This window comes from Pseudomonas sp. B19(2017), from assembly GCF_002113165.1.
Lineage (GTDB): Bacteria > Pseudomonadota > Gammaproteobacteria > Pseudomonadales > Pseudomonadaceae > Aquipseudomonas.
Map to the genome: position 1 here is coordinate 145,956 of NZ_NEJR01000006.1, position 24,667 is coordinate 170,622.

Annotated in this window: 9 protein-coding genes; 5 read left to right on the plus strand and 4 right to left on the minus strand. The window is 64.4% G+C overall.

Annotation, left to right across the window (positions count from 1 at the left end; genetic code table 11):
- Window positions 1–130 precede the first annotated feature (130 nt).
- A complete protein-coding gene (locus CAF70_RS11430) occupies window positions 131–1,783 on the minus strand; it encodes a cyclic peptide export ABC transporter (protein ID WP_085622962.1) in 1,653 nt (550 codons plus the stop codon).
- A 33-nt stretch (window positions 1,784–1,816) separates the two neighbouring features.
- The gene (azu, locus tag CAF70_RS11435) at window positions 1,817–2,266 is read right to left on the minus strand and encodes an azurin (protein ID WP_085622964.1); all 450 of its coding nucleotides are present in this window, start codon (window positions 2,264–2,266) and stop codon (window positions 1,817–1,819) included.
- A 181-nt stretch (window positions 2,267–2,447) separates the two neighbouring features.
- Between azu and CAF70_RS11440 the strand changes: the two genes are divergently transcribed.
- Both CAF70_RS11440 and CAF70_RS11445 read left to right on the plus strand, forming a co-directional pair.
- Window positions 2,448–3,431, plus strand: a complete 984-nt coding sequence (locus CAF70_RS11440) for a TauD/TfdA family dioxygenase (RefSeq protein ID WP_085622966.1) — start codon at window positions 2,448–2,450, stop codon at window positions 3,429–3,431.
- Between the two features lie 471 nt (window positions 3,432–3,902).
- On the plus strand, window positions 3,903–4,163 hold the full coding sequence (locus tag CAF70_RS11445) for a DUF3077 domain-containing protein (RefSeq protein ID WP_025340199.1): 261 nt from the start codon (window positions 3,903–3,905) through the stop codon (window positions 4,161–4,163).
- A 767-nt stretch (window positions 4,164–4,930) separates the two neighbouring features.
- Here CAF70_RS11445 and CAF70_RS11455 read toward each other — a convergent pair.
- On the minus strand, window positions 4,931–5,308 hold the full coding sequence (locus CAF70_RS11455; RefSeq protein ID WP_085622971.1) for a hypothetical protein: 378 nt from the start codon (window positions 5,306–5,308) through the stop codon (window positions 4,931–4,933).
- Window positions 5,301–6,707, minus strand: coding sequence for a PAAR domain-containing protein (locus tag CAF70_RS11460; RefSeq protein ID WP_085622973.1), 1,407 nt, complete (start codon window positions 6,705–6,707; stop codon window positions 5,301–5,303). Before CAF70_RS11460 ends, CAF70_RS11455 begins: the two co-directional genes overlap by 8 nt.
- Window positions 6,708–7,032: 325 nt before the next feature.
- Here CAF70_RS11460 and CAF70_RS11465 point away from each other — a divergent pair, with 325 nt between their 5' ends.
- Genes CAF70_RS11465 through CAF70_RS11475 form a run of 3 tightly spaced genes read left to right on the plus strand, consistent with a single transcriptional unit; the run spans window position 7,033 to window position 24,665 of the window.
- Window positions 7,033–13,500 carry a non-ribosomal peptide synthetase gene (locus tag CAF70_RS11465; protein WP_085622975.1) on the plus strand — a complete coding sequence of 2,156 codons (6,468 nt, stop codon included), beginning with the start codon at window positions 7,033–7,035 and terminating at the stop codon, window positions 13,498–13,500.
- Window position 13,501: 1 nt separating this feature from the next.
- Window positions 13,502–21,319 carry a non-ribosomal peptide synthetase gene (locus tag CAF70_RS11470; protein WP_085622977.1) on the plus strand — a complete coding sequence of 2,606 codons (7,818 nt, stop codon included), beginning with the start codon at window positions 13,502–13,504 and terminating at the stop codon, window positions 21,317–21,319.
- Window position 21,320: 1 nt separating this feature from the next.
- Complete coding sequence (locus CAF70_RS11475) at window positions 21,321–24,665, plus strand: non-ribosomal peptide synthetase (RefSeq protein WP_085622979.1); 3,345 nt, start codon at window positions 21,321–21,323, stop codon at window positions 24,663–24,665.
- Window positions 24,666–24,667: the final 2 nt, after the last annotated feature.

The following is a 24,667-nucleotide window of genomic DNA, read 5'->3' on the forward strand; positions in this document are numbered from 1 at the left end:
AGATCGATTATAGATCGATTATAGAGTCATTAGAGATCTGGCAGGGCGGTGTTTATAGGGAATTATAGAATAACTATAGAGCGATTATAGATTGTGGTGGGTGAGGGGCGCGCAGCCCCCCTTTGCCGTATCAAGCCGGCTCCAACGCCTCCACCACTTTCCCCCGGCTAAGGTGCACCACCTTGTCCGCCGTATCGAAATACCGGTCATCATGCGAAATCACGATGATGGTCTTGCCCAAACGCTTCAGGTCCGGCAGCAGTTCGGTGTAGAACACCCGGCGGAAGGTCGGGTCCTGGTCCGCCGCCCATTCGTCGAACACCAGCACCGGCCGGCCGTCCAGCCAGGCATTGACCAGCGCCAGGCGCTTGCGCTGCCCGGTCGACAGGTCGGTGGTGGTGAAGGCGCCATCGCGCACGCTTACCTTGTGGGCGATTTCCAGCCGTTCCAGGTAGCGCGTTGCATCGCTGGGCAGACTGTGCTCGTGCTCGGCCAGGTCGTCGAACAGGTAATAATCGGCGAACACCGTGGTGAACAGCTGGCGATAGTCATCCAGCCCCTCCGGCCCGACGGCCTTGCCGTTCAGGCGCACTTCGCCGCGTTGCGGGGTGTACAGGCCCAGCAGCAGCTTGATCAGCGAGGTCTTGCCGCAGCCGTTTTCGCCGACGATGAACAGGATCTCGCCCGGTTCGATGCTCAGATTCACCGGCCCGACGCGGAACGGCTCGTTGCCATCCACCGGCGGGTAGGCGTACTCGACGTTATGCAGTTCCAGATGCGCGCTGGCCGGGGCGGTGCGCTTGACCGGCGGCTGCAGCAGCAGGTGCGGCTCGGGCGAAGAAAAGCGCTCGGACAGGTCGGCGATGCGGCGGAACGCCACCTGGGCGCGGCCGAGGATCGGCAGGTTGCCGATCAGCGTTTCCAGCGGGCCTTTCATGTACAGCAGCACCAGCACGAAGCCGCTCATCACCGCCGGGTCGTTGCTCGGCCATAGCGACTGCAAGGCCAGGGTCAGGCCGATGACCACGAAGAACAGCATCGACCCCAGGCTCTTGGCTGCGACGAAGATGTTGATGGCGCGGATATGGGTGTTGGCGATGAAATCGGCGGTGCCCTGGATGTTGCGGGTCAGCATGGCGTGGCGGCGGCGGCGGTCGATGCGCAGCTCCTTGGCGCCCTCGGCAATGGCCGAGTAGTGCTTTTGCAGGTTGTCTTCGGCATCGCGGGCGGCGTTGAAGCCGGCCACGCCTTTCTGCCTGGCCACGTACTGAATGCCACTGCCGATGCCGATGGCTGCCAGGGTGATGAGGAAGATGGGCCACGACAGCCAAGCCAGGTAGGCCATGCAGCCGGTCACGGTGGTGAGCGAGATGGCCAGCGGGGCGAAGGCGAAGGCGAAGTCGCTGATGGTGTCGACGTCGCGGGTCAGCACCGGGATCAGGCGGTGGGTGCGGTAGCGCTCGATCTGCTCGATCGGTGCTGACAGCACCTTGGCGCCGAGGTCCTTGCGCAATCGGGCGATGACTTTCTGCCCAACGTAGTTGGTGCCGCTGTCGGCCGCCACGCTGCTGACCAGGGCCAGCACGCACAGGCCGGCGAAGGCCAGGATCACGCCTTGGCTCATGCCGCCGGCCTCATGCAGGCCCTGGTTGACGGTGGCCAGCAGGGCGGTCACGGCCAGGCCGCCGAGCATGCCCAGCAGCACCGAGACGATGACCGCCGGTCGGTAGGGTTTCAACAGGCCCAGCAATTCGCGGATGGCCCCGGGGGAGGAGGTTTTCATGAAGCGTGATCTCGCTGGTGAGGTGGGGGCGGGTCAGCTGCCGAGGATCAGGGAGCCTTTCATCAAGGTGCTGTGGAACGGGAACGAGCAGTAGAAGCTGTAGGCGGTACCGGCCTTAAGCGACCGGGTGTCGAGGGTGACGCTGTCTGTTTCACCGCCGCCGATCAGGCGGGTGTGGGCGATGACTCGGGTGTCGCCGGGCTTCACGTAATCCAGCGCTTCGCCGGCTTTCTGCCCGTCGTCGAGCACGCCTTGCATGTCGGCCTGGGTACTCAGCACCCAGTTGTGGCCCATCACGTTCTTCGGCATGTCGCCAGGGTGAGTGAGCGTGACGGTGAACACGGCGCAGGCCTTGGGCACCGTGATGGCGGCCTTGTCGAAAGTCATCTGGTCGGTGCCATGGATTTCCACGGCGCATGGCTGCGCCGACCAGGCGGCAGGGGCTGCGGCGAGCAGGGCGAGGAGCAGAAGCTGGCGAGTCATTTACGGGTCCTGGGCGTTAGAAGGGTGCACATCGTTCAGACGAACCGGCGCGCGCAGGCTTTACCTGTGTGTGCGGCCCGGGTGAATTTCCCCATCGCCCGCTCGTTCATTCAGGCAGGCGCTGACACGGCGCATATCCCGATTTCGCCGCCTATGCGGCCCAGGCCTGAGGTGACCGGACATGAGTGAACTGCTGAGCTTTGCGATCGAACCCCTGGATGCCGCACGCGGCAATCTGCCGCTGCTGGTGCGCGCGCCGGAGTCGGGTATCGACCTGCTGGAAGCCTTTGCCGAGTTGCAGCCGCTGGTCGACCGGCACCTGCTGCAGGCCGGCGGCATCCTGTTTCGCGGGTTCGAGGTGGGTGGTGCCGAAGCGTTCCGACAGTTCGCCGCGTCCTTCGGCCACCCGCTGCTGAACTACGAGTTTGGCTCCACCCCGCGCAGCAACGTGACCAAAGGCGTGTACACCTCCACCGAGTACCCGGCGCACCAGAGCATCCCCCTGCACAACGAGCAGGCCTATACCCTGGAATGGCCGATGAAGATCTGGTTCTACAGCGTGATTCCCGCCGAGACCGGAGGCGAGACGCCGATTGCCGACAGTCGCGAAGTGTACCGACGCATGCCGGCACGCATCCGTGAGCGGCTGGTGGAGAAGGGGCTGATGTACGTGCGCAACTACGGCAACGGCCTGGATGTGGAATGGTCGCAGGTGTTCAACACTGAAGACCCGGGCCAGGTCGAGGCCTATTGCCGGGCCCATGCCATCGAGTGCATCTGGAAGGATGACGGCGAATTGCGCACCCGCCAGCGCTGCCAGGTGGTTGCGCGCCACCCGATGACCGGGGAGGACGTGTGGTTCAACCAGGCGCACCTGTTCCATGTGTCTAACCTGCAGCCAGAGGTGCGCGAGTCGTTGATGGACATTGTCGAGGAAGAGGACCTGCCGCGTAACGTGTATTACGGCGACGGTACGACCATTGAGGATTCGCTGCTTGATGAAGTGCGCGGGGTGCTGGATGAATGCACTATCAGCTTTCCGTGGCTGGCGAATGATGTGCTGATGCTGGACAACATGCTTGCGGCGCATGCGCGGTCGCCGTTTACCGGCAAGCGCAAGGTGGTGGTGGCGATGGCGCAGGGGCATTCCGAGGTGTTGCGCTGATTAGGGAGTGAGGGCTGCCATGTGCCTGCCTTGAGAGGTGTGGTGTCTGTGAGATCGAGCGCCGCGCGGGCGGCGCTCGATCTCACAGGCGCTGAACCTGTCATGGCGAACACCTGTCAGCCCTGACGCATTCTCAAGACATGCCTCCTGCAACCTACAACAATCCCAGACTCTTCCTACGCCTCGGGACTGGCAACTCCACCCCTTGCGAAATACCCTACAACCTCTGTCGACACGCGTCTGATTGTTCCTGCAAATCCCGCACTCTAGGCTTTGCCTGTCGCTGACGGTTCAGCGATCGGGTGTGGAAACCTGGCAAGACATATGATGATTGTTGACACGACAGCTGTACGCGGGAGGCCTTCGGGCCTACCGGGTTCATCATATGCCTGGTTTTCCACCCCGTGTGCAGCTGTCACCCCAATGTGTGGAAACGGACGGGTGGCACATAACTCATATGATGACCACACCATGACCGACGAAACCAAAACCACCCCCGGCGTTACCTACTTCTACCAAGGCGAAGGCCAAACCCATCCACTGTTCCGTATCGCCGAGGGCATCCCCTGTCGCAGCGCCCGGGAGCAAGCCTCGGAACTGATGGGCTATGCACGCGACTTGTCACTGACCGGTTTGATGGATGGCGATCAGCAGATGCTCTGGGCTTCGCATTACTTTGCAGCCATGGCCAAGGCGCTGCTGGATGATGCCGAGTTGGGTTTGATGCGCTGATCCTTCTATTGGCTGGGCTGGCCCTTTCGCGGCTAAAGCCGCTCAGGGATTGTGCATGCCTCAGGTTATGCAGCCTGCCTCAGGCTATGCCCAACTCCTGTGAGAATGGATTCATCTGGGTCAGGTTCCAGCAGACAAGGTTTGGCTGATCGAGTTATTTCGTGAATGGTGCGTAACCTGCCAAGAATCCAAAGAGCGCAGCCATAGGCATCCAGCAAGCAATTAACCACATAACATTTGCCCAAGTTATTTGTGAGTTTTGCAGCCCGCACGCATCACCTTCGCAGATATTGACTGCCTGCTGTACTTGTATAATTGCTACCACAAAAAATGTGATGTAGATGAGCATGAGCATGATCGGAGCCATGATCAAGATTGAGAGCGGAAGATTGGCAAGGTAGGAACCGGAAAGTGAGAACTCCCAGCACATCATCATTAGTGGAGGGGTGCAATACATAAGGGTGACGCCGAGTGCGCTACCTTCTATCGGCTGGTTCGCTTGGCGGCATCGAGCGACAATTTTTCTCATTAAGAAGTATATTGTTAGGGCGCCAAAAATTGTACATAGGAGTGGAATTAGTTTAAATCCACGCTGCCCCCGGATGAGTGACCAGTGTTTGTAATTCCAGTAGTAGAGATAGAGTCCCGCTGATAAGCCTCCCATGATTATTAGCTTTGATATGGATGTTACGTAGAGCTGAGTTCTGGTGTGTGGTAACTCGGCTGGCGAACTCTCAAATGTGTGCATTGTGTTGTCTCTGTTGTGGCTAAATCATGAAGTAATTTATAACTAGCCAAGTGAACCCGATTGTATTTAACCATGATGCAATAACGATTTTGGTTTTTAATGGTCTGGGGAGTTGCTCATAATCTTCTTTGTCAAGCAGGCCTCTGCGAGTACTGGAGGTTGGGAAGGTGATGGCGCCTGCTACCATGAAAATCACCAGCATTCTTGAGCGTATGCTTTTCTCCCCCCAAAGGGTTATGGCGTATGAAAGACATGGGCTTCGGTGAAGTGCTGTGACCATTTCTTTATACTGCTGAGAACTTGCAATGTGAAAGTCCATTGCAAGTGCGGTCAGGCCGAGGCAGAAAGGTGAGGCTACTATAAATAGCCTTAATTTTATGTCCAGATGATCAATCATCTTGAAAAACCTCGAAGATTACTTCACCTAACTCTTCGCCACCGCCCATACCTGCAATGCTTCCCGCTAGTGCGCCTGCGCCGGTAATCACAACTCCGCATGCCAAGCCGGCGGCTCCGCCTTTCCAACAAACTTTCGTGGCGGCTTTACCTGCTATCTTTCCGCCTAGCCAGCCCGCAGCTAGCCCGCCTGAAAAATTCCCCGCTTCAGTAATTTTTACCTTTTGACAATTCTTGACATTCCCTGACTGGCAAACTTCCGATATTTTTAATGCCGAGCCAGTGCCGCCAATGGTAATGCCTATATATCCTCCTGCCTTGAGGTATTTAGCCATTTTGGCCAGTTTGTCTAGGTGCGTCGAGTAACCAGGAATATGCGTCGGGGCCCCTGCTTTACTCCAGTGATGAACTAGGCTTCTTGATGATATTCCCAAATCTCGTCGTAGGTTTTCATAGCTTCCAAGATTGAGTCGCTTGTCCAGAGTGGTTGCTTTCAGGTTCGCATTCAATTGCTTGAACAGTCTTTGACGCTCCGCAAAGAACTCAGGGTGGCGGAGATGCCCGTGCTTGATGAATTGCTCTTTATGTAGATCCTCTATTTTTTGCAATAGGGTGCTGAGTTCATCCATCGACTTGGCAACCATCGCCTCGCTCACCCCCATCGCCAGGCTCACATCGCTGAGCAACGCAGCAATCTCGGCTTGATGGCGCATCATGAATTCCGCCTCTTCGGGCGTCAGTTCCGCCAATGCTTCACGAGCTTGTTTTGCTGCACTCATCGCAGACAGTTCTTCCCGAGTGCACACCGGGCGCCTCAAGCCATCGCCAATGACAAAGATCTCGCCCGCCTTGAACCCCTGCTGATACGTCGGGTTCAGCCGCTCCAGAATTGACCGAGGCAGGTTGGCCTGCGGCGCGCCCAGTTCTGCCAGTACTTCCTGATACGTCATGCAACGCGGAACGATGTAGAAGCCGGGTTCCATGCCTTGTGGCGTGGGCGAGGGCTGAACCACCTCAGGCTGGTAGGTACTTCTTGTCGGGTTACCCGTCTGGGCCTGTGCTGGTGCCTCACGAACCGGCTCAGGTGCAGGTGCCCTGCGCGACGATGGCGGTGCATATCCACTGGCTACCAGGCGATTGCTGCCCTGTGGGCACCCACATTGCACCAGTGCTCCGTCCAGAGCCGTGGGAATACCATCCTGCCGCCAGCGGGCTTCGCCCTCGACGATTGTGCCCGCTTGTCCACATAGCGGGCAGGGTGTGGTCGGGTCGCCTTGAAGCAGCCAGTTGCGGCCATGCACGCGGCCCCTGGCCTGGCTGGCAATGCAGATGGCACCTGTGGTGGTTTCGTCGCCGTCCAGGCCTTGATATCGGCCGAAGATGTTCATGCGCATGCTCATGGCTCGCCTCTTTTTTTAAGGTGGAAGCCAGGAACCTAGCAGGCTGTGGGCGGGTATTTCCGGGGCGGGAAGGGTTTAGGAAGGGGCCTACAAGCAATAGGGATTTGGACTACATGTTTGTCATGGCAATACCGGCCTCTTCGCGGGCATGCCCGCTCCCACAGGTGCGGCACAAGCCTCGATAGCTGTGGTGTATCTGTGGGAGCGGGCGAGCCCGCGAAGAGGCCGACAAGGCCACCGCCAGAGCTCTGCAGCCCCGCCACTAAATCAGCCCCCCACACCTTCGTCTGACAGTTACCGCTCGACTGCCAGGACTCCGCTCGACATGAATGCCGACCAAACGCTCAAGCTCGCCCGCCGCTTCATCGAACTCAGCCCCGACAAGCGCCGCCTGTTCCTCAAGGCGCTGCAGGGCGAGGGCATGGATTTTTCCGTGCTGCCGATCGCGCCCGGAGTGGAGGTGGCCGAGCGTGACCAGTTGTCGTACGCCCAGCGGCGCATGTGGTTCCTCTGGCAGCTCGACCCCCAAGGTGCGGCGTACAACCTGCCCATGGCCGTGCGCCTGACTGGCCCGCTGGACCTGGCAGCCCTGAAGCACGCCTTCGATGCCCTGGTGGCCCGCCACGAAACCCTGCGCACCCGCTTTGTCGCCGACGGTGATGACGTGCGCCAGCAGGTCGATGCCGTCGCCGCTCCGTTGCAGCTGCGCCAGGATGCTCTGGCCGATCTTGACGAGGACGCCCGTCAGGCCGCCATCGAAACCATCGCCGAAGCCGAAGCCCTGGCCCCCTTCGACCTGGCCAGCGGCCCGCTGCTGCGCGTGCGCCTGCTGCAACTGGCGGCGCAGGACCACGTGCTGCTGCTGACCCTGCACCACATCGTTGCCGACGGCTGGTCGATGAACGTGCTGATCGACGAATTCCTGCACCTCTACGACGCTGCCGTGGCCGGCACCCAGGCCACTTTGCAGCCGCTGCCAATCCAGTACCGCGACTACGCCCTGTGGCAGCGCTGCTGGCTCGAGGCCGGAGAACAGGAACGCCAACTGGCCTACTGGGAGGCACGCCTGGGTGACGACCATTCGCCGCTTGAGTTGCCACTGGATCGCACCCGTCAGGGCCGCCCCAGCTACCGCGGCGCTCGCCACGAATTCCCGATCGCCGCCGATGTCGCCGAACGCCTGCGCGGTGTGGCCCGCAAGCACAACGTCACCCTGTTCATGGTCCTGCTGGCGACCTTCAAGCTGCTGCTGCAGCGCTACAGCGGCCAGACTGCGATCCGCGTCGGCGTGCCCATCGCTAACCGCAACCGTGTGGAAAGCCAGGGCCTGATCGGCTGCTTCATTAATACCCAGGTACTGCACACCGAAATCGACCCTCTGCTGGACATCCCCGGCCTGCTACAGCGCGTGCGCGAAACCGCCGTGGGCGCGCAAAGCCACCAGGACCTGCCGTTCGAGCAACTGGTCGAAGCCCTGGACCTGCCGCGCAGCAGCGAAAGCCCGCTGTTCCGGGTGCTGTTCAACCATCAGGCGCAGGTGGCGGATGTGCAGGCCATCGAGACCCGCTCCGGCCTGAGCCTGGCGCCGATTGCCCTGGAAAAGCGCAGCGCACGTTTCGACCTGGCGTTGGACACCCACGAGCGCGGCGGGCAATTGCATGCAGCGTTCACCTATGCGACCGATGTATTCGATGCGGCTACCGTCGAAACCCTCGGTGAGCACTGGATGACCCTGGTGCAAGCGCTGGCCGCCGAAACGGCTGGCGCCGTAGGCGAGCTGGCATTGCCGGGCCTGGCCACAGCCATTGGCGTAGCAGCACCGGCTGACGAAGTACCCATGGTGCAGGAGCGCTTTGCTGCTGCGGCCCGCCGTCACCCTGAGCGTATCGCGGTGATGGCTGCCGGCGAGCAGGCCAGCTTCGCCGAACTCGATGCCCGCGCCGAGGCCATCGCCGGCCGGCTGGCCGAAGCCGGCGTGGGGCCGGACTCGCTGGTCGGCGTGCTGGCTGACCGCAGCGTCGGCATGCTCGCCAGCATCCTCGGCGTGCTCAAGGCCGGTGGCGCCTACCTGCCGCTGGAGCCTGAGCAACCAGCCGAACGCCTGGCCTACATGCTAGCCGACAGTGGTACGCGGCTGGTGCTGGCCCCCGGCAACTGGCAGGCCGAATTACCGGCAAATGTGCAGCACCTCAACTGGGCGCAAGCCGGTAATGGTCGCGTCACACGCGCCGCACCGGCAGCGGCCAACCTGGCCTACGTGGTCTACACCTCCGGCACCACCGGCCAGCCCAAGGGCGTGGCGATCAGCCACGGCGCCCTGGCCAATTACGTCGACGGCATCGCCGCACGCCTGCCGCAGCAGCACATCCGCAGCATGGCCCAGGTCTCTACCCCAGCGGCCGACCTGGGCCACACCATGCTGTTTGGCGCCCTGTGCGGCGGCCACACGCTGCACCTGCTGCTGCGCGAGCAGGTGCTGGATGCCGAAGGCTTCGCCGCCTACCTGGCCGAGCACCAGGTGGACGCGCTGAAGATCGTGCCGTCGCACCTGGAGGCCATGCTGGTGGCTGGCCGCGCGGCGCTGCCGAGCCAGTGCCTGGTGCTCGGTGGCGAGGCCATCAGCCCAGGCCTGCTGGGCAAGATCCGCCAACTGGCCCCGGCGCTTAAGGTGTTCAACCACTACGGCCCGACCGAGACCACCGTCGGTGTGCTGGTCGACGAGCTGGACGGGCAGGCCTGCCTCGGCCAGCCCCTGGCCAACACCCGCGTCGCGGTGCTCGACCACTGCCTGCAACCTCTGCCGGCCAAGGCCAAGGGGGAGCTGTACATCGGCGGCGCCGGCCTGGCCCGTGGCTACCTGAACCGCCCGGCACTCACTGCCGAGCGCTTCGTTCCCGACCCGAGCGGCAGCCACGGCCAGCGCCTGTACCGCAGCGGTGACTGGGTGCGCCAAGGCAGCGACCTGCAGTTCGCCGGGCGTATGGATGGCCAGGTGAAAATCCGTGGCTATCGCGTGGAACTGGCCGAAATCGAAAACCAGCTGCGTGCCCTGTGCGGTGTCACCAATGCCGTGGTCCGTGTGCATGGCCAGGCGCCGCAACTGCAACTGGCTGCCTGGCTGGTGCCCAGCCAGATGCCGGCCGACAGCCTGGCCTGGCAGGAATCGACCCGCGCCACCCTCAAAAGCCTGCTGCCCGAGCACATGGTGCCGACCCACCTGATGGTCCTGGAGCACCTGCCGGTCACGGTCAACGGCAAGGTCGATGTCAAGGCGCTGCCGGAACCCGTCGCCACCCAGGTGGCCTATCAGGCGCCGCAGACCCCGCTGCAAACGCAATTGGCACAGATCTGGGCGCAAGTCCTGCAAGTACCGCAGGTAGGCCTGGGCGACAACTTCTTCGCCCTTGGCGGCCATTCGCTGCTGGCCACCCAGGCGGTATCGCGGATACGCAAGCAACTGGGCGTGGATATCCCGCTACGCACCCTGTTCGACACCGTTGACCTGCAGGCCTTCGCCCAGGCAGTGGCCGAAGGCGAACAGCGCGCAGGCCTGGACATCGAGATCCTCGACCGCCAGCAACCCTTGCCGGTATCCCGTTCGCAGAACCGCCAGTGGCTGTTCTGGAAGCTCAACCCCGAAAGCCTGGCCTACAACACGCCGATGGCCGTACGCATGCAAGGCCACCTCGACCGCGCCGCCGTGCAGGTTGCACTGGATGCCCTGGTGGCTCGCCATGAATCGTTGCGCACGGTGTTCGTCGAGGCCGACGGCCTGCCCTGGCAGCGCATCCTGCCGGCCGCCACGGTCCCTATCGGTTTCGAAGACCTCAGCGGCCAGGACCACGCCGCACAGATGCGCAAACTGGAAGCCGAAGCCTTCGTCCCGTTCGACCTGGAGCACGGCCCGCTGCTGCGCGCCCGGCTATTCAAGGTGCATGGGCAGGAGCACCTGCTGTCGCTGACCTTGCACCATATCGTTTCCGATGGCTGGTCGATGAGCCTGTTGGTGCGCGAGTTCGCCGCTGCCTACAACGCCGCCGCCACGGGCCAGGCGCAAACCGTCGAGCCGCTGCCGGTGCAATACGCCGACTTCGCCGCCTGGCAGCGCAAGTGGCTGGCCGAGGGGCAGATGCAGGCGCAGATCGACTACTGGAAGGCGCGCCTGGAAGACGACTTCGAAGTGCTGGAGCTGCCTGCCGACCGCATTCGCCCGCAGGTCAAAAGCTACCAGGGCAGCCGTTTCGATGTGCGCCTGCCACAGGCCCTCACCGAGCGCCTGCGGGCACTGGCGGTGGCATCCAACGCCACGCTGTTCCATGTGTTCCTGGCGGCCTATGCCATCGTGCTGTCGCGCTACAGCCGCAAGGGCACGCTCAACATCGGCGTGCCGGTCACCAACCGCAATCGCCTGGAGCTGGAGGGGCTGATCGGCTTCTTCATCAACGTGGTGGTGGCCCGCATCAGTGTCGATGGCAGCCAGCCGTTCCCGCAGTTGCTGGCGGCGATCAAGGAAACCACCTTGCAGGCCCAGGCCAACAAGGATGTACCGTTCCTGGAGGTAGCCGAAGCGCTGTACCCAGAGCGCGACCAGGGCGTGAACCCGTTCTTCCAGGTGCTGTACAACCACCTGCGCGACCTTGGTGAGCAGGTGTCCAGCGATGCCCTGCACGGCCTGCAGGTCAAGGAAGTGGACCTGCTGGAGCCGGGCGCGCAGTACGACATCTCGCTCAATACCCTGGAGCGCTCAGATGGAGTAACTGCCTCGTTCAACTATTCAACCGACTTGTTCGATGCTGCACGTATCGAGCGCATGGCCGGGCATTGGCAAGCACTGCTGGAAGCCATCTGCGCCGAGCCACGGCGCTGCATTGCCGAGCTGGATTTCCTTGGCAGTGCCGAACGCCAGCAGCTGACTTACGGCTGGAACCCGGCGCCCCAGGCTGGCAGCGGCTTGTGCGCGCACCAGCTGCTGGCGCACCAGGCCTACGAGCGGCCGGATGCACTGGCGCTGATCTTCGACGACCAGCAGATGACCTACGCCGAACTGGACCGCAGCAGCAACCAGCTGGCCCACCGCCTGCGGGCGCTGGGCGTGGGGCCGGATTGCCTGGTCGGCGTGGCCGTCGAGCGCGGCCTGGGCATGGCCCTGGCGCTGATCGCCATTCACAAGGCAGGTGGCGCCTACGTGCCGCTGGACCCGGACTACCCGCAAGAGCGTCTGGCCTATATGGTCGAGGACAGCAACATCGGCCTGCTGCTGGCCGACGCGCCCTCGCGTGAGCGCCTGCAACTGGGCAAGCAACTGCCCTGCGTGGTACTGGACCCGGGTACCGAGTGGCTGCACGCCTGGCCTGCCGAGCCGCTGGCCAACCTGGCTGCACCGCACAACCTCGCCTATGTCATCTACACCTCCGGCTCCACCGGCATGCCCAAGGGCGTGGCAATCGACCACCAGGCCCTGTCGCTGTTCTGCCAGGTGGCCGGCGACTACTCGCGCTTGAGCCCGGACGACCGTGTGCTGCAGTTCGCCACCTTCAGCTTCGATGGCTTCGTCGAGCAGTTCTTCCCGCCACTGGCCCACGGCGCTTGTGTGGTGCTGCGCGACCTGCGGCTGTGGGACACCGCCACCCTGCTGGATGAGATCAACCGCCACGGCGTGACCGTGGCCGACCTGCCGGCGGCCTACTGGCGCCTGCTGGCGCTGGAGCGCCGGGCCCCCGAGGCCTATGGCCGACTGAAGCAGATTCACGTCGGCGGTGAGGCGGTGCCGGAAGATGCCCTGCGCGCCTGGCTGGCCGATGGCCCGCCAGCGGTGCGCCTGCTGAACACCTACGGCCCGACCGAAGCCACCGTGGTCGCCACCACCTACGACTGCTCGCAGATGACCGTGGAGCAGGTCAGCCAGGGTGGCGTGCCGATCGGCCGTGCCTTGCCGGGCCGCACCCTGCATGCCCTGGACGATGGCCTGGCGCCGACACCGGTGGGCGTGCCCGGCGAGCTGTTCATCGGCGGGGCAGGGTGCCTGGCGCGCGGTTATCACCAGCGGCCGTCACTCACCGCCGAGCGTTTCATCCCCGACCCGTTCGACCCGGTTGGCGGTGGCCGCCTGTACCGCACCGGCGATCTCGGCTGTTACGACGAGAACGGCCAACTGGCCTATCGCGGCCGGGTCGACCACCAGGTGAAGGTGCGCGGCTTCCGTATCGAACTGGGCGAGATCGAGCAGTACCTGCGGGCGCACCCGGACGTCCGCGAAGCCACCGTGCTGGCCATCGACCTGCCCAGTGGCAAGCAGCTGTGCGCCTACGCGGTGCCGGCCGAAGGCTACCGCGGCGATCTGCGCCAAGCCCTGAAGCAGTACCTCAAAGCCAGCCTGCCGGACTACATGATCCCGGCCTACCTGGTGACCCTGCCGAGCATGCCGCTGACCCCCAGCGGCAAACTCGACCGCAAGGCCCTGCCGCTGCCCGACCCGAACCTGACACAGCATGACTACCAGGCGCCGCAGACCGAGCGGCAGCAGCAACTGGCGAGCATCTGGGGGCAATTGCTGAACCTTGCACGGGTCGGCCTGAACGACAACTTCTTCGAACTGGGCGGCCACTCCCTGCTGGCGGCCCAGGCCGTGTCGCGGATCAACGTCGAGCTGGGGCTGGACATCCCCCTGAGGCTGATCTTCAGCCACCCCGAACTGCGCGCGTTCGCCCAGGCGCTGGACGAGCAGGGCCTGTCGCTCTCCGACGACGGGCTGAGCGATATCGAACAAATGATGAATGCATTCACAGAGGCCTGACATGGAACTCACCGCCGCACAACGCATCGCCCAACGTTTCGTTGGCCTCCCCGTCGAACAACGCCAGCAGATCCTGGAAAAGATGCAGGCCAGTGGGCAGAGCTTCCGCCTGCTGCCCATCGTGCCCGCGCGCCAGGGCCTGGCACGTATTCCGCTGTCGTACGCCCAGCAGCGTCTGCTGTTTCTCTGGCAGCTGGAGCCCGACAGCCCGGCCTACAACGTGCCGATGGCGGTACGCCTGAAGGGCGCCCTGGACCAGGCGCTACTGCAACAGGCGCTGGATGCGCTGGTGCAACGCCACGAATCGCTGCGCACGCGCTTCGCCTCGGAGGAGGGCGAGTTCTACCAGGAAATCCTCGAGCACTGCCCGCTGTCGCTGGAATTGCTGATGCTCGACGGTTCCGCCGATGAGGCCGCGCTGAGCGTAGCCGTGGACGCCGCCCTCAAGCAGCCTTTCGACCTGCTGACTGGCCCGCTGCTGCGGGTGACCCTGCTGCGCGTGGCCGCCGATCACCACGTGCTGGCGTTGAGCATGCACCACATCATCTCCGATGGCTGGTCCAGCGATGTGCTGGTGCGGGAATTCATCCAGCTGTACAGCGCCCTGGCTGAAGGCCGGCAGGCCGAGTTGCCGGCGTTGCCGATCCAGTACGCCGACTACGCCATCTGGCAGCGCGCCTGGCTCGAGGCAGGTGAAGCGCAGCGCCAGCTGGCCTATTGGCAGGCCCAGCTGGGCGACGAGCAGCCGGTGTTGAGCCTGCCGCTGGACTTCGAGCGCCCGTCCACGCCTAGCCAGCGTGGCGCGGTGGTGCACGTGGACATCGGCGCCGAGCAGGCCGAGGCCCTGCGCAGCCAGGCGCGCAAGGGGGGCCACACCTTGTTCGTGCTGGTACTGGCAGCCATGGCGGTGGTGCTGTCGCGCTACAGCGGCCAGGCCGACATCCGCATCGGTGCCCCGAACGCCGGGCGCAACCGCAAGGAGCTGGAAGGCCTGATCGGCTTCTTCATCAACACCCAGGTGCTGCGCGTGCAGGTGGACGAACGCGCCACCTTCGCCGCGCTGCTGGACCAGGTAAAAGATGTGATCGGCGGCGCCCAGTCACACCAGGAACTGCCGTTCGAGCACCTGGTCGATGCCTTGCTGCCCGAGCGCAACCTGGCCCATAACCCGCTGTTCCAGTTCAAGATCAACCAGCATGTAGCCGCCAGCGATACAGGGCGCAAGCGCCTTGGCGCGCTGGAGGTGGAAGGCTTTGCCCGTGACGGCGGCGATGCCCGCTTCGACCTGGCGTTCGACTTCTCCGACAAGGCCGATGGCATCGAAGGCTACTTCACCTACGCCACCGACCTGTTCCAGCAAGCCACCATCGAACGCATGGCCGCTTCGCTGCGCCAGGTGCTGGATGCGCTGGTCCGCGATCCGCAGCAGGCTATCGTAGACAGCCCGCAAGTGGCGACGCTGCTGCCGGCGAACACACAGGTCTACCCGCATGGTGACTTCCTCGCCCTGTGGCGCCAGGCAATGGCGCAAGGCCAGGCCCACGGTGGTGTGCGTGCCGGTGACCGGTTCATGACCCAGGCCGGGCTGGAGGCGGCGTCCAACCGGCTGGCCAACTACCTGCGCCAGCGCGGCGTCGGCGCCGGCAGCGTCGTTGCCCTGTGCCTGCCGCGCTCCATCGAGTGGGTCAGCGCCTTGCTCGCAGTGCTCAAGACCGGCGCCGCCTACCTGCCGCTGGACACCCAGCAGCCACAGGAGCGCCTGCAACAACTGATTGCCGACAGTGGCGCCGCCGTACTGCTGCATGAGCCGGGCGACCCGCGCTTCGCCGGCCTGGACGGCGTGCAGCTGATTGCCTGCGATCACACCGCCTGGGCAACCTGCAGCGACAGCCCGGTCGAGGTGGCCATCGCCGCCGAACAACCGGCCTATCTGATCTACACCTCGGGCTCGACCGGCCAGCCGAAAGGCGTGGTGGTCAGCCACGGGGCGCTGGCCAGCTACACCCAGGCGGTGCTGGAACGCCTGCAACTGCCGGCCGAGGCGAGCATGGCGATGGTCTCCACCACCGCGGCCGACCTGGGCCACACCGTGCTGTTCGGTGCCCTGGCCTCTGGCCGCCTGCTGCACCTGCTGCCACAGGAACTGGCGTTCGACCCGGATGGTTTCGCCAGCTACATGGCGCAGCATCAGGTCGGCGTGCTCAAGCTGGTGCCGAGCCACCTGCAGGGCTTGTTGCAGGCGGCCCGCGCCGCCGATGTGCTGCCCGCCGAGGCGCTGATCCTGGGTGGTGAGGCCTGCAGCTGGGGCCTGTTGGAAAAAATCCGCGAACTGCGCCCGGCCTGCCGGGTCATCAACCACTACGGCCCGACCGAAACCACAGTCGGCGTGCTCACCTTCGAGCCGGCGCAGCCGCTGCCAGGTTGCCGCACGGTGCCGGTCGGGCGCCCGCTGGGCAACGCCTGCGCCCAGGTGCTGGATGGCTACCTCAATCCGTTGGCGGCGCAGGTGCCCGGTGAGCTTTACCTGGGCGGGCACGGCGTCGCCCAAGGCTACCTGGGCCAGCCGGCGTTGACCGCCGAGCGCTTTGTGCCGACCGAGGGTGGTGCCCGCTTGTACCGCACCGGCGACCGCGCGCGGCTGACGGCCGAAGGCCTGATCGAGTTCATCGGCCGTGCCGACGACCAGGTGAAGATCCGTGGCTACCGGGTAGAGCCAGGTGAAGTCGGCCGGGTGCTGGCTGGCCTGCCCGGTGTCGGCGAGGCTGTGGTGTTGGCCTTGCCGCTGGAAGGCGATGCCGAGCGCCTGCAACTGGTGGGTTATGTGGTAGCCGGCGGCGGCGTGACCGTGCAGCAGCTGCAGGCGCAATTGCAGGCTCGCCTGCCGGACTACATGCTGCCGGCGCAGATACTGTTGCTGGAGCGCCTGCCACTGACCGCCAACGGCAAACTCGACAAGCGCGCATTGCCGTTACCGGGCGCTGTCAGCCGTGGCTATGTGGCGCCGCAAGGTGAAATCGAGGAAAAACTGGCTGCGGTGTGGGCCGATGTGCTCAAGCTGGAGCAGGTCGGCAGCAGCGACAACTTCTTCGAACTGGGCGGCGACTCGATCCTCAGCCTGCAGATTATTGCCCGGGCCAAACGCCAGGGCATCAGGATCACCCCCAAGCAGCTGTTCGAACAACAGACCATCGCCCAGCTGGCCCAAGTGGCCAAGCGCATCGAAACGAAGCCAGCGGTAGCCACTGTGGACACCGCTATCAGCGGGGAGGCAGGGTTGTTGCCAGCGCAGGCACGGTTCTTCGAGATGGAGATCGCTCAGCCGGCGCATTGGAACCAATCGGTACTGCTCAAGCCGGCCAGCCCGGTGCAGGTGCAGCATCTGGAGGCAGCCCTGCGTGCCGTGGTCGAGCAGCACGATGCCCTGCGTCTGCGTTTCACCCGTAGCGATAGCCAGTGGCAGGCGCGCTTCCAGCCGCTGGGCAACACGCCGCTGCTGCGACAGCGTAACCTGGCCGCACTGAGTGAGCTGGACGCCGCCGGCAACCAGGTGCAGGCCAGCCTGAACCTGGAGCACGGGCCGCTGCTGCGTGCCGAACTGTTCGACTTCGCCGATGGCCAGCAGCGTCTGCTGCTGGTGGTCCATCACCTGGTGGTCGACGGCGTGTCGTGGCGGGTGTTGCTGGAAGACCTGCAAGCGGCCTACCGGCAACTGCTGGGCGGCCAGGCCGTGAGCCTGCCCGCCAAGACCACCTCGGTGAAGGCCTGGGCCGAGCGCCTGGCCAGCCATGCCGGCAGCCCGACGCTGCAAGCACAGCGCGACTACTGGTTGCAGGCGCTGGCCGGCGACCACGGCGAACTGCCGCGGGACAACCCGCAGGGCAGCCTGGCCAACACCCATTCCCGTACTGCCGCCACACGGCTGGATGCCGAGCGCACTGCCAAGCTGCTGAAACAGGCCCCGGCGGCCTACCGCACGCAGATCAACGACCTGCTGCTGACCGCGCTGGCACGCACCCTGTGCCAGTGGAGTGCGCAGGACAACCTGCTGGTCCAGTTGGAGGGCCATGGTCGCGAAGACCTGTTCGACGACCTCGACCTCAGCCGCACCGTGGGTTGGTTCACCAGCCTGTTCCCGGTGCGCCTCACACCCACCCAGGACTTGGGCCAGTCGATCAAGGCGATCAAGGAGCAACTGCACGGCGTGCCGGACAAAGGCCTCGGCTACGGCCTGCTGCGCTACCTCGGCGATGCCCAGGTGCGTGACCAGCTCGAGCGTGCTGCCCAGGCCCGTGTCACTTTCAACTACCTGGGCCAGTTCGATGCCAGCTTCGATGCCGAGGCTGGCGCCCTGTTCACCCCGAGCGGGGAAAGCGCAGGCCGTACCCAGTGTACCGGCGCACAACTGGGCAACTGGCTGAGTATCACCGGCCAGGTATACGGCGGCGAACTGTTCCTGGAGTGGACCTACAGTGCCGACGTTCACCACCCGGCGACCATCGAAAGGCTGGCCAAGGCCTACGAGCAGGCCTTGGCAGAGCTGGTCGAGCACTGCTGCGATGGCCGCCACCTGGGCGTGACACCGTCGGACTTCCCGCTGGCCGCGCTGACCCAGGCGCAACTCGACAGCCTGCCGCTGGAGCCCGGCCAGATCGCCGATGTGTACCCGCTGTCTCCCATGCAGCAGGGCATGCTGTTCCACACCCTATACGACCAGCAGGCCGGCAACTACATCAACCAGCTGCGCGTGGATGTGGACGGGCTGGATGTGCAGCGGTTCCGGCAGGCCTGGCAGGCCACGCTCGATGCCCACGACATCCTGCGCAGCGGTTTCATCCTGCAAGGCGAGCTGGAGCAGGCCGTGCAAGTGGTACGCAAGGCCGTCGAACTGCCGTGCAGCGAGCACGACTGGCGTGGCCAGCCGGCACTGGAGCAGGCACTGCAGGCCCTGGCCGAGGGTGAGCGCCAGCACGGCTTCGACCTGTCTGCCGCGCCGCTGCTGCGCCTGGTACTGGTACGCACTGGCGATGCTCGTCATCACCTGATCTACACCAACCACCACATCCTGATGGACGGCTGGAGCACCTCGCGCCTGCTGGGCGAAGTGCTGCAGCGCTATGCCGGCCTGGCACCGCAAGCGCAGGCCACCCACTACCGCGACTACATCGCCTGGCTGCAGGGCCAGGACGCGGCCGTTGCCGAAGCCTTCTGGAAAGCCCAGCTTGCGGCCCTGGACGAGCCGACCCGTCTGGCCCAGGCCATCGCCGGCGGTGCCGGCTCGAGCGGTAGCGGCCACGGCGATCACCGCCTGGCCTTCGACCGCGAGCACACCGCACGCATCGAAGCCTTCGCCCGGGCCAACCGGGTCACGGTCAACACTCTGGTGCAGTCGGCCTGGCTGCTGCTGTTGCAGCGCTGCACCGGCCAGGCCAGCGTGTGCTTCGGCGCCACTGTCGCCGGCCGCCCGGCAGACCTGCCGGGGGTAGAGGAACAGATCGGCCTGTTCATCAACACCTTGCCGGTGATCGGCGCCCCGCGTGCCGAGCAGACCGTGGCCGAGTGGATCGGCCAGGTGCAGGCCGGCAACCTGGCCGTGCGCGAGTTCGAGCACACCCCGCTGTACGATGTGCAGCGCTGGGCGGGGCAGGGCGGTGACGCCTTGTTCGACAGCATCCTGGTGTTCGAGAACTACCCGGTGGCCGAGGCGCTGCAACAGGGCGCGCCCGGTGGCCTGCGCTTTGGCGACGTGGCCGTGCAGGAACAGACCAACTACCCGCTGACGCTGGTGGTGGAGCTGGGCACGACGCTGTCGATGCAATACAGCCACGACCGTGCGCTGTGGAGCGACGAGACCATCACCCGGCTGGCTGGCTACTTTGCCAACCTGCTACAGGCGCTGGTGGAGAATGCTGACTCGATGATTGGCGAGCTGCCAATGCTAGGGCTGGCAGAACAGCAACAGATGGTCGAAAGCTGGAACGAGACCCATGCGACGTACCCGAACGAGTGCAGCATCCACCAGCTTATCGAAGCCCAGGTATTCGCCACCCCGAACGCCCCGGCGCTGGTGTTTGGCGAACAGACCCTGAGCTATGCCGAGCTCAACCGCCGTAGCAACCAGCTGGCGCACAAGCTGCGCGAGCAGGGCGTGGGCCCGGATGTGCTGGTGGGCATCGCCATGGAGCGCAGCCTGGAGATGGTCATCGGCCTGCTGGGTATCGTGAAGGCCGGTGGCGCCTATGTGCCGCTGGACCCGGAATATCCACAGGACCGTCTGAGCTACATGTTCGAGGACAGCGGCATCGCCTTGCTGCTGACCCAGTCGCACCTGCATAAAACCCTGCCGATCCCGGCCGGCCTGCGCAGCCTGGACCTGGACACCGAGAACCTTGGCGGCTACAGCGAGGCCAACCCGAATGTCGACGTGGCCCCGCTGAACCTCGCCTACGTGATCTACACCTCCGGCTCCACCGGTCGCCCGAAAGGCGCTGGCAATAGCCATCAGGCGCTGGTCAACCGCCTGTGGTGGATGCAGAAGGCCTACGGCCTGGACGCCAGCGACAGCGTGCTGCAGAAGACCCCGTTCAGCTTCGACGTGTCGGTGTGGGAGTTCTTCTGGCCGCTGATGACTGGCGCGCGCCTGGTCATGGCCCAGCCCGGTGCGCACCGCGACCCGCAGCTGCTGGTGGAATGCATCAACCATTACGGCATCAGCACGCTGCACTTCGTGCCGTCGATGCTGCAGGCGTTCATGACCCACGAAGCGGTCGAAAGCTGCGTCAGCCTCAAGCGCGTGGTGTGCAGCGGTGAAGCGCTGCCGGCCGAACTGGCCCGCCAGACCCTGCAGCGCCTGCCGGCGGCGGGCCTGTACAACCTGTACGGCCCGACCGAAGCGGCGATCGACGTCACCCACTGGACCTGCCAGCCGGACGAACGCATCAGCGTGCCGATCGGTCAGCCGATCGACAACCTCAAGACCCATATCCTCGAAGGCAGCCTGCAACCGGCGGTACGCGGCAGTGCCGGCGAGCTGTACCTAGGTGGCGTGGGCCTGGCGCGTGGTTACCACCAGCGCCCGGCGCTGACTGCCGAACGCTTCGTACCAGACCCGTTCAGCGACAACGGCGGCCGCCTGTACCGCACCGGTGACCTGGCGCGCTACCGCGCCGATGGGGTGATCGACTACGCCGGGCGCATCGACCACCAGGTGAAGATCCGCGGCCTGCGCATCGAACTGGGCGAGATCGAGGCGCGCCTGCTGGAGCTGCCGAGTGTGCAGGAAGCCGTGGTGCTGGCCCAGGACGGGCCAAGCGGCAAGCAACTGGTGGGCTATGTGGTGCCTGCCGACAGCACGCAAGACGAAGGCGCCTTGCGCGACAGCCTGCGCGAAGCGCTCAAGGCCGGTTTGCCGGACTACATGGTGCCGGCGCACTTGCTGCTGCTCGGCAAGCTGCCAGTGACGCCGAACGGCAAGCTGGACCGCAAGGCCCTGCCGCAGCCGGATGCCAGCCAGTTGCAGGGCGAGTACATCGCACCGCAGAGCGGTCTGGAACAGCAGATCGCGGCGATCTGGGCGGATGTGCTGAAGCTGGAGAGGGTCGGGCTGAGCGAAAACTTCTTCCAGCTTGGCGGGCATTCCCTGCTTGCCACGCAAGCGGTGGCGCGCCTGCAGATGGAGCTGGGCGCGGATACACCACTGGCCCTGATTTTCCAGACCGACAACCTTCGTGATTACGCCGCCGCCGTAACCGCAGCAATTACCGAATGCACGGCAGACCTGGACGAGTTCCACGATTTCATGAAAGAGCTTGAGGCAGTTTGAGATGAGCACCGATAACCGCAACACCGATCTGGTTCACCGCTTCATTCGGCTGCCGCTCGAGCAGCGCAAGCTGTTTTTGGAAAAGCTGGCATCCAAGGGCGGCAGCCTGGCGCAATTGCCCATTCCGCAGGTGCGCGGAGACTTCGAGCAGCTGCCACTTTCCTACGCCCAGCAACGCCTGTGGTTTCTCTGGAAGCTGGACCCGGACAGCGCGGTGTATAACATTTCCTCGGCCTTGCGGTTCAAGGGGAGCCTGGACCGGGCAGCCATGCAACGTGCCTTCGACAGCCTGCTGGCCAGGCACGATGCGCTGCGTACCACCTTCCTCCAACAGGACGGGCAGGTGCAGCAGGTGGTTCACCCACACCTTGCGTTGACGGTGACCTACGAACAGCTGAACGGTGCAGGCGAGGAGGCCTTGCGCGAGCAAGTGGAGCACGAGGCGCGTCAAGGCTTCGACCTGGAGCATGGGCCGCTGCTGAGGGTCAAACTGCTGGCGCTTGATGCACACGAGCACGTGCTGGTGCTGACCCTCCATCACATCATTGCCGATGGCTGGTCCATGCCGTTGATGGTGGAAGAGCTGGTGCGCCTGTATGAGGCCTATGCCCAGGGCGGTGATGCACAGCTGCCCGCGCTGCCCATCCAGTACGCCGACTACGCCATCTGGCAGCGTAGCTGGATGGAGGCCGGTGAGCAGGCACGGCAGCTGGCCTACTGGACTGCGCAACTGGGCGGCGAGCACCCGGTGCTGGAAATGCCGATGGATCGCCCGCGCCCCACGGTCAGCAGCCTCAAGGGGGCGCGCCTGGCCATCGACCTGCAGGCAGGCCTGGCGCGTGCGCTCAAGCAGTTCGCCCAGCAACAGGGCGTAACGCCGTTCATGCTGCTGCTGGCCAGCTTCCAGGTCCTGCTGCACCGCTATTCGGGGCAGGCGGATATCCGCGTTGGTGTGCCGGTGGCCAACCGCAACCGGGTGGAAACCGAGCGCCTGGTCGGCCTGTTCGTCAACACCCAGGTACTGCGCGCCGAGTTCGACCTGCAGATGACCTTCAGCGACTTCCTCAGCCAGGTGAAACAGCGGGTGGTCGAGGCCCAGGCCCATCAGGACCTGCCTTTCGAACAACTGGTAGAGGCCCTGCAACCAGAGCGCAGCCTCAACCACAGCCCACTGTTCCAGGTGATGTACAACCATCAGACCCAGGCCAGAGGGGAGCGCCGCAGCCTGCCCGGGCTGGAGGTGGACGCTGTGGCGTGGGACAACCACACGGCCAAGTTCGACCTGACCCTGGAAACCTTCGAACACGAAACCGGTATCGGCGCTGCACTGGTCTACGCCACCGACCTGTTCGATGCCTCGACTGCCCGCAGCCTGGCTCGACACTGGCAGAACCTGCTGACGGCCATCGTCGAGCAGCCCACCCAGCGCATCGCAGACCTGGCCCTGCTGGATGCCAATGAGCACCGGCAGATTATCGAAGGCTGGAACGCTACCCAGGCCAGCTACCCGAATGCCAGTTGCATCCACCAGCTGTTCGAGGCGCAGGTAGCGAAAACCCCGGATGCCCCGGCGCTGATCTTCGGCGAGCAGACGCTGAGCTATGCCACCCTCAACTGCCGGGCCAACCAGTTGGCGCACACGCTACGCGAACAGGGGGTTGGCCCGGATGTGCTGGTGGGCATCGCCATGCAGCGCAGCCTGGAAATGGTCGTCGGCCTGCTGGCTATTCTCAAGGCGGGTGGCGCCTACGTGCCGCTGGACCCGGAATACCCGCAGGACCGCCTGGAATACATGCTCGAAGACAGCCAGGCGATCCTGCTGCTGTCGGAGACCAGCCTGATTGACCGAATGCCCGGGCAGTTCCAGTCGCGCACGCTGCTGCTCGACCAACTGTCGCTGGAAGGCTACCCGGACACCGACCTGACCTGTGTGACCAGTCCTCGCAACCTTGTCTACTGCATCTACACCTCAGGCTCGACGGGCAAGCCCAAGGGCGTGCAGATCGAGCACCGCAGCGTGGCGGCGCTGATCGGCTGGTCGCTGTCGGTGTACAGCCAGCCAGACCTGTGTGGCGTGTTGTTCTCCACTTCGATCTGCTTCGACCTTTCGGTCTGGGAACTGTTCGTCACCCTGTCGGCCGGTGGCTATGCGGTGCTGGCCGGCAATGCCCTGGAGCTGCCGAACCTGGCGGCCAAGGACCGGGTGCGGCTGGTGAATACCGTGCCATCGGCGATCAAACAGTTGTGCGAAACCGGCAATATTCCGCCGTCGGTCAAAACCATCAACCTGTGCGGCGAGGCGCTGAAGCAGTCGATCGTCGACGACCTCTACCGTTTGGCGCATGTGAGCGATGTGTACGACCTGTATGGCCCGTCCGAGGACACCACCTATTCCACCTGCACGCTGCGGGCGGCGGGTGGCAAGGCCAATATCGGCCGGCCGTTGCACAACAGTGCTGCGTACGTGCTGAGCGGTGCTTTGCAGCCGGTGCCAGTGGGCGCTGTCGGTGAGCTGTACCTGGCCGGTGCCGGGTTGGCCCGTGGTTACCTGAAGCGCCCGGGGCTCAGCGCCGAGCGCTTCATTCCCAACCCCTTCGATGCGCAGGGCGGGCGCATCTACCGTACCGGTGACCTGGCCCGCTATCGCCCTGACGGTGTGCTGGAATATGTTGGCCGGGTGGACCATCAGGTGAAGGTTCGCGGCTTCCGCATCGAACTGGGCGAGATCGAGGTGCGCCTGCAGCAGGAGGCAGTGCGCGAAGCGGTGGTCATGGCCGTTGACGGGCCCGCCGGCCAGCACCTTGCGGCCTACGTGGTACCTGCTGATGCTGGCGTGATGGCCGATGCCGCTGCGCAGTCGTCCCTGCGTGACCACCTGCGCGCCGCACTGAGGAAACACCTGCCGGAATACATGGTGCCCGCCTACCTGTTGCTGCTCGACACGCTGCCACTGACACCCAACGGCAAGCTTGACCGCAAGGCGCTGCCACGCCCGGACGTTGCCCTGCTGGAAGAAGCCCATGTGCCGCCGCGCACACCCTTGCAACAGCAGGTGGCGGCCATCTGGGCGCAGGTGCTGAAAGTCGAACGGGTTGGCCTGGGTGACAACTTCTTCCTGCTGGGCGGGCACTCGCTGATCGCCACCCAGGTGACAAGCCGCGTCCAGGAGCAGGTCGGGTTGCCGGTCAGCCTGAAAGCGCTGTTCGAAAACCCCGGTCTGGGCGACTACTGCGCGCAGCTTGAGCAGCTGACGCCGCAGGCAGACCCTGTTCAGAATGAACTGGCTAAATCCCTGGAGGCCCTGAAACGTCTAACTACGGAGGAAATTGAAAAGCTGGTTTCTTAGGA

Coding starts and splice junctions, on each gene's coding strand:
- CAF70_RS11430 (WP_085622962.1), bottom strand. CDS start 1,783: ATGAAAACCTCCTCCCCCGGGGCCATCCGCGAATTGCTGGGCCTGTTG.
- CAF70_RS11455 (WP_085622971.1), bottom strand. CDS start 5,308: ATGATTGATCATCTGGACATAAAATTAAGGCTATTTATAGTAGCCTCA.
- CAF70_RS11440 (WP_085622966.1), top strand. CDS start 2,448: ATGAGTGAACTGCTGAGCTTTGCGATCGAACCCCTGGATGCCGCACGC.
- azu (WP_085622964.1), bottom strand. CDS start 2,266: ATGACTCGCCAGCTTCTGCTCCTCGCCCTGCTCGCCGCAGCCCCTGCC.
- CAF70_RS11470 (WP_085622977.1), top strand. CDS start 13,502: ATGGAACTCACCGCCGCACAACGCATCGCCCAACGTTTCGTTGGCCTC.
- CAF70_RS11445 (WP_025340199.1), top strand. CDS start 3,903: ATGACCGACGAAACCAAAACCACCCCCGGCGTTACCTACTTCTACCAA.
- CAF70_RS11475 (WP_085622979.1), top strand. CDS start 21,321: ATGAGCACCGATAACCGCAACACCGATCTGGTTCACCGCTTCATTCGG.
- CAF70_RS11465 (WP_085622975.1), top strand. CDS start 7,033: ATGAATGCCGACCAAACGCTCAAGCTCGCCCGCCGCTTCATCGAACTC.
- CAF70_RS11460 (WP_085622973.1), bottom strand. CDS start 6,707: ATGAGCATGCGCATGAACATCTTCGGCCGATATCAAGGCCTGGACGGC.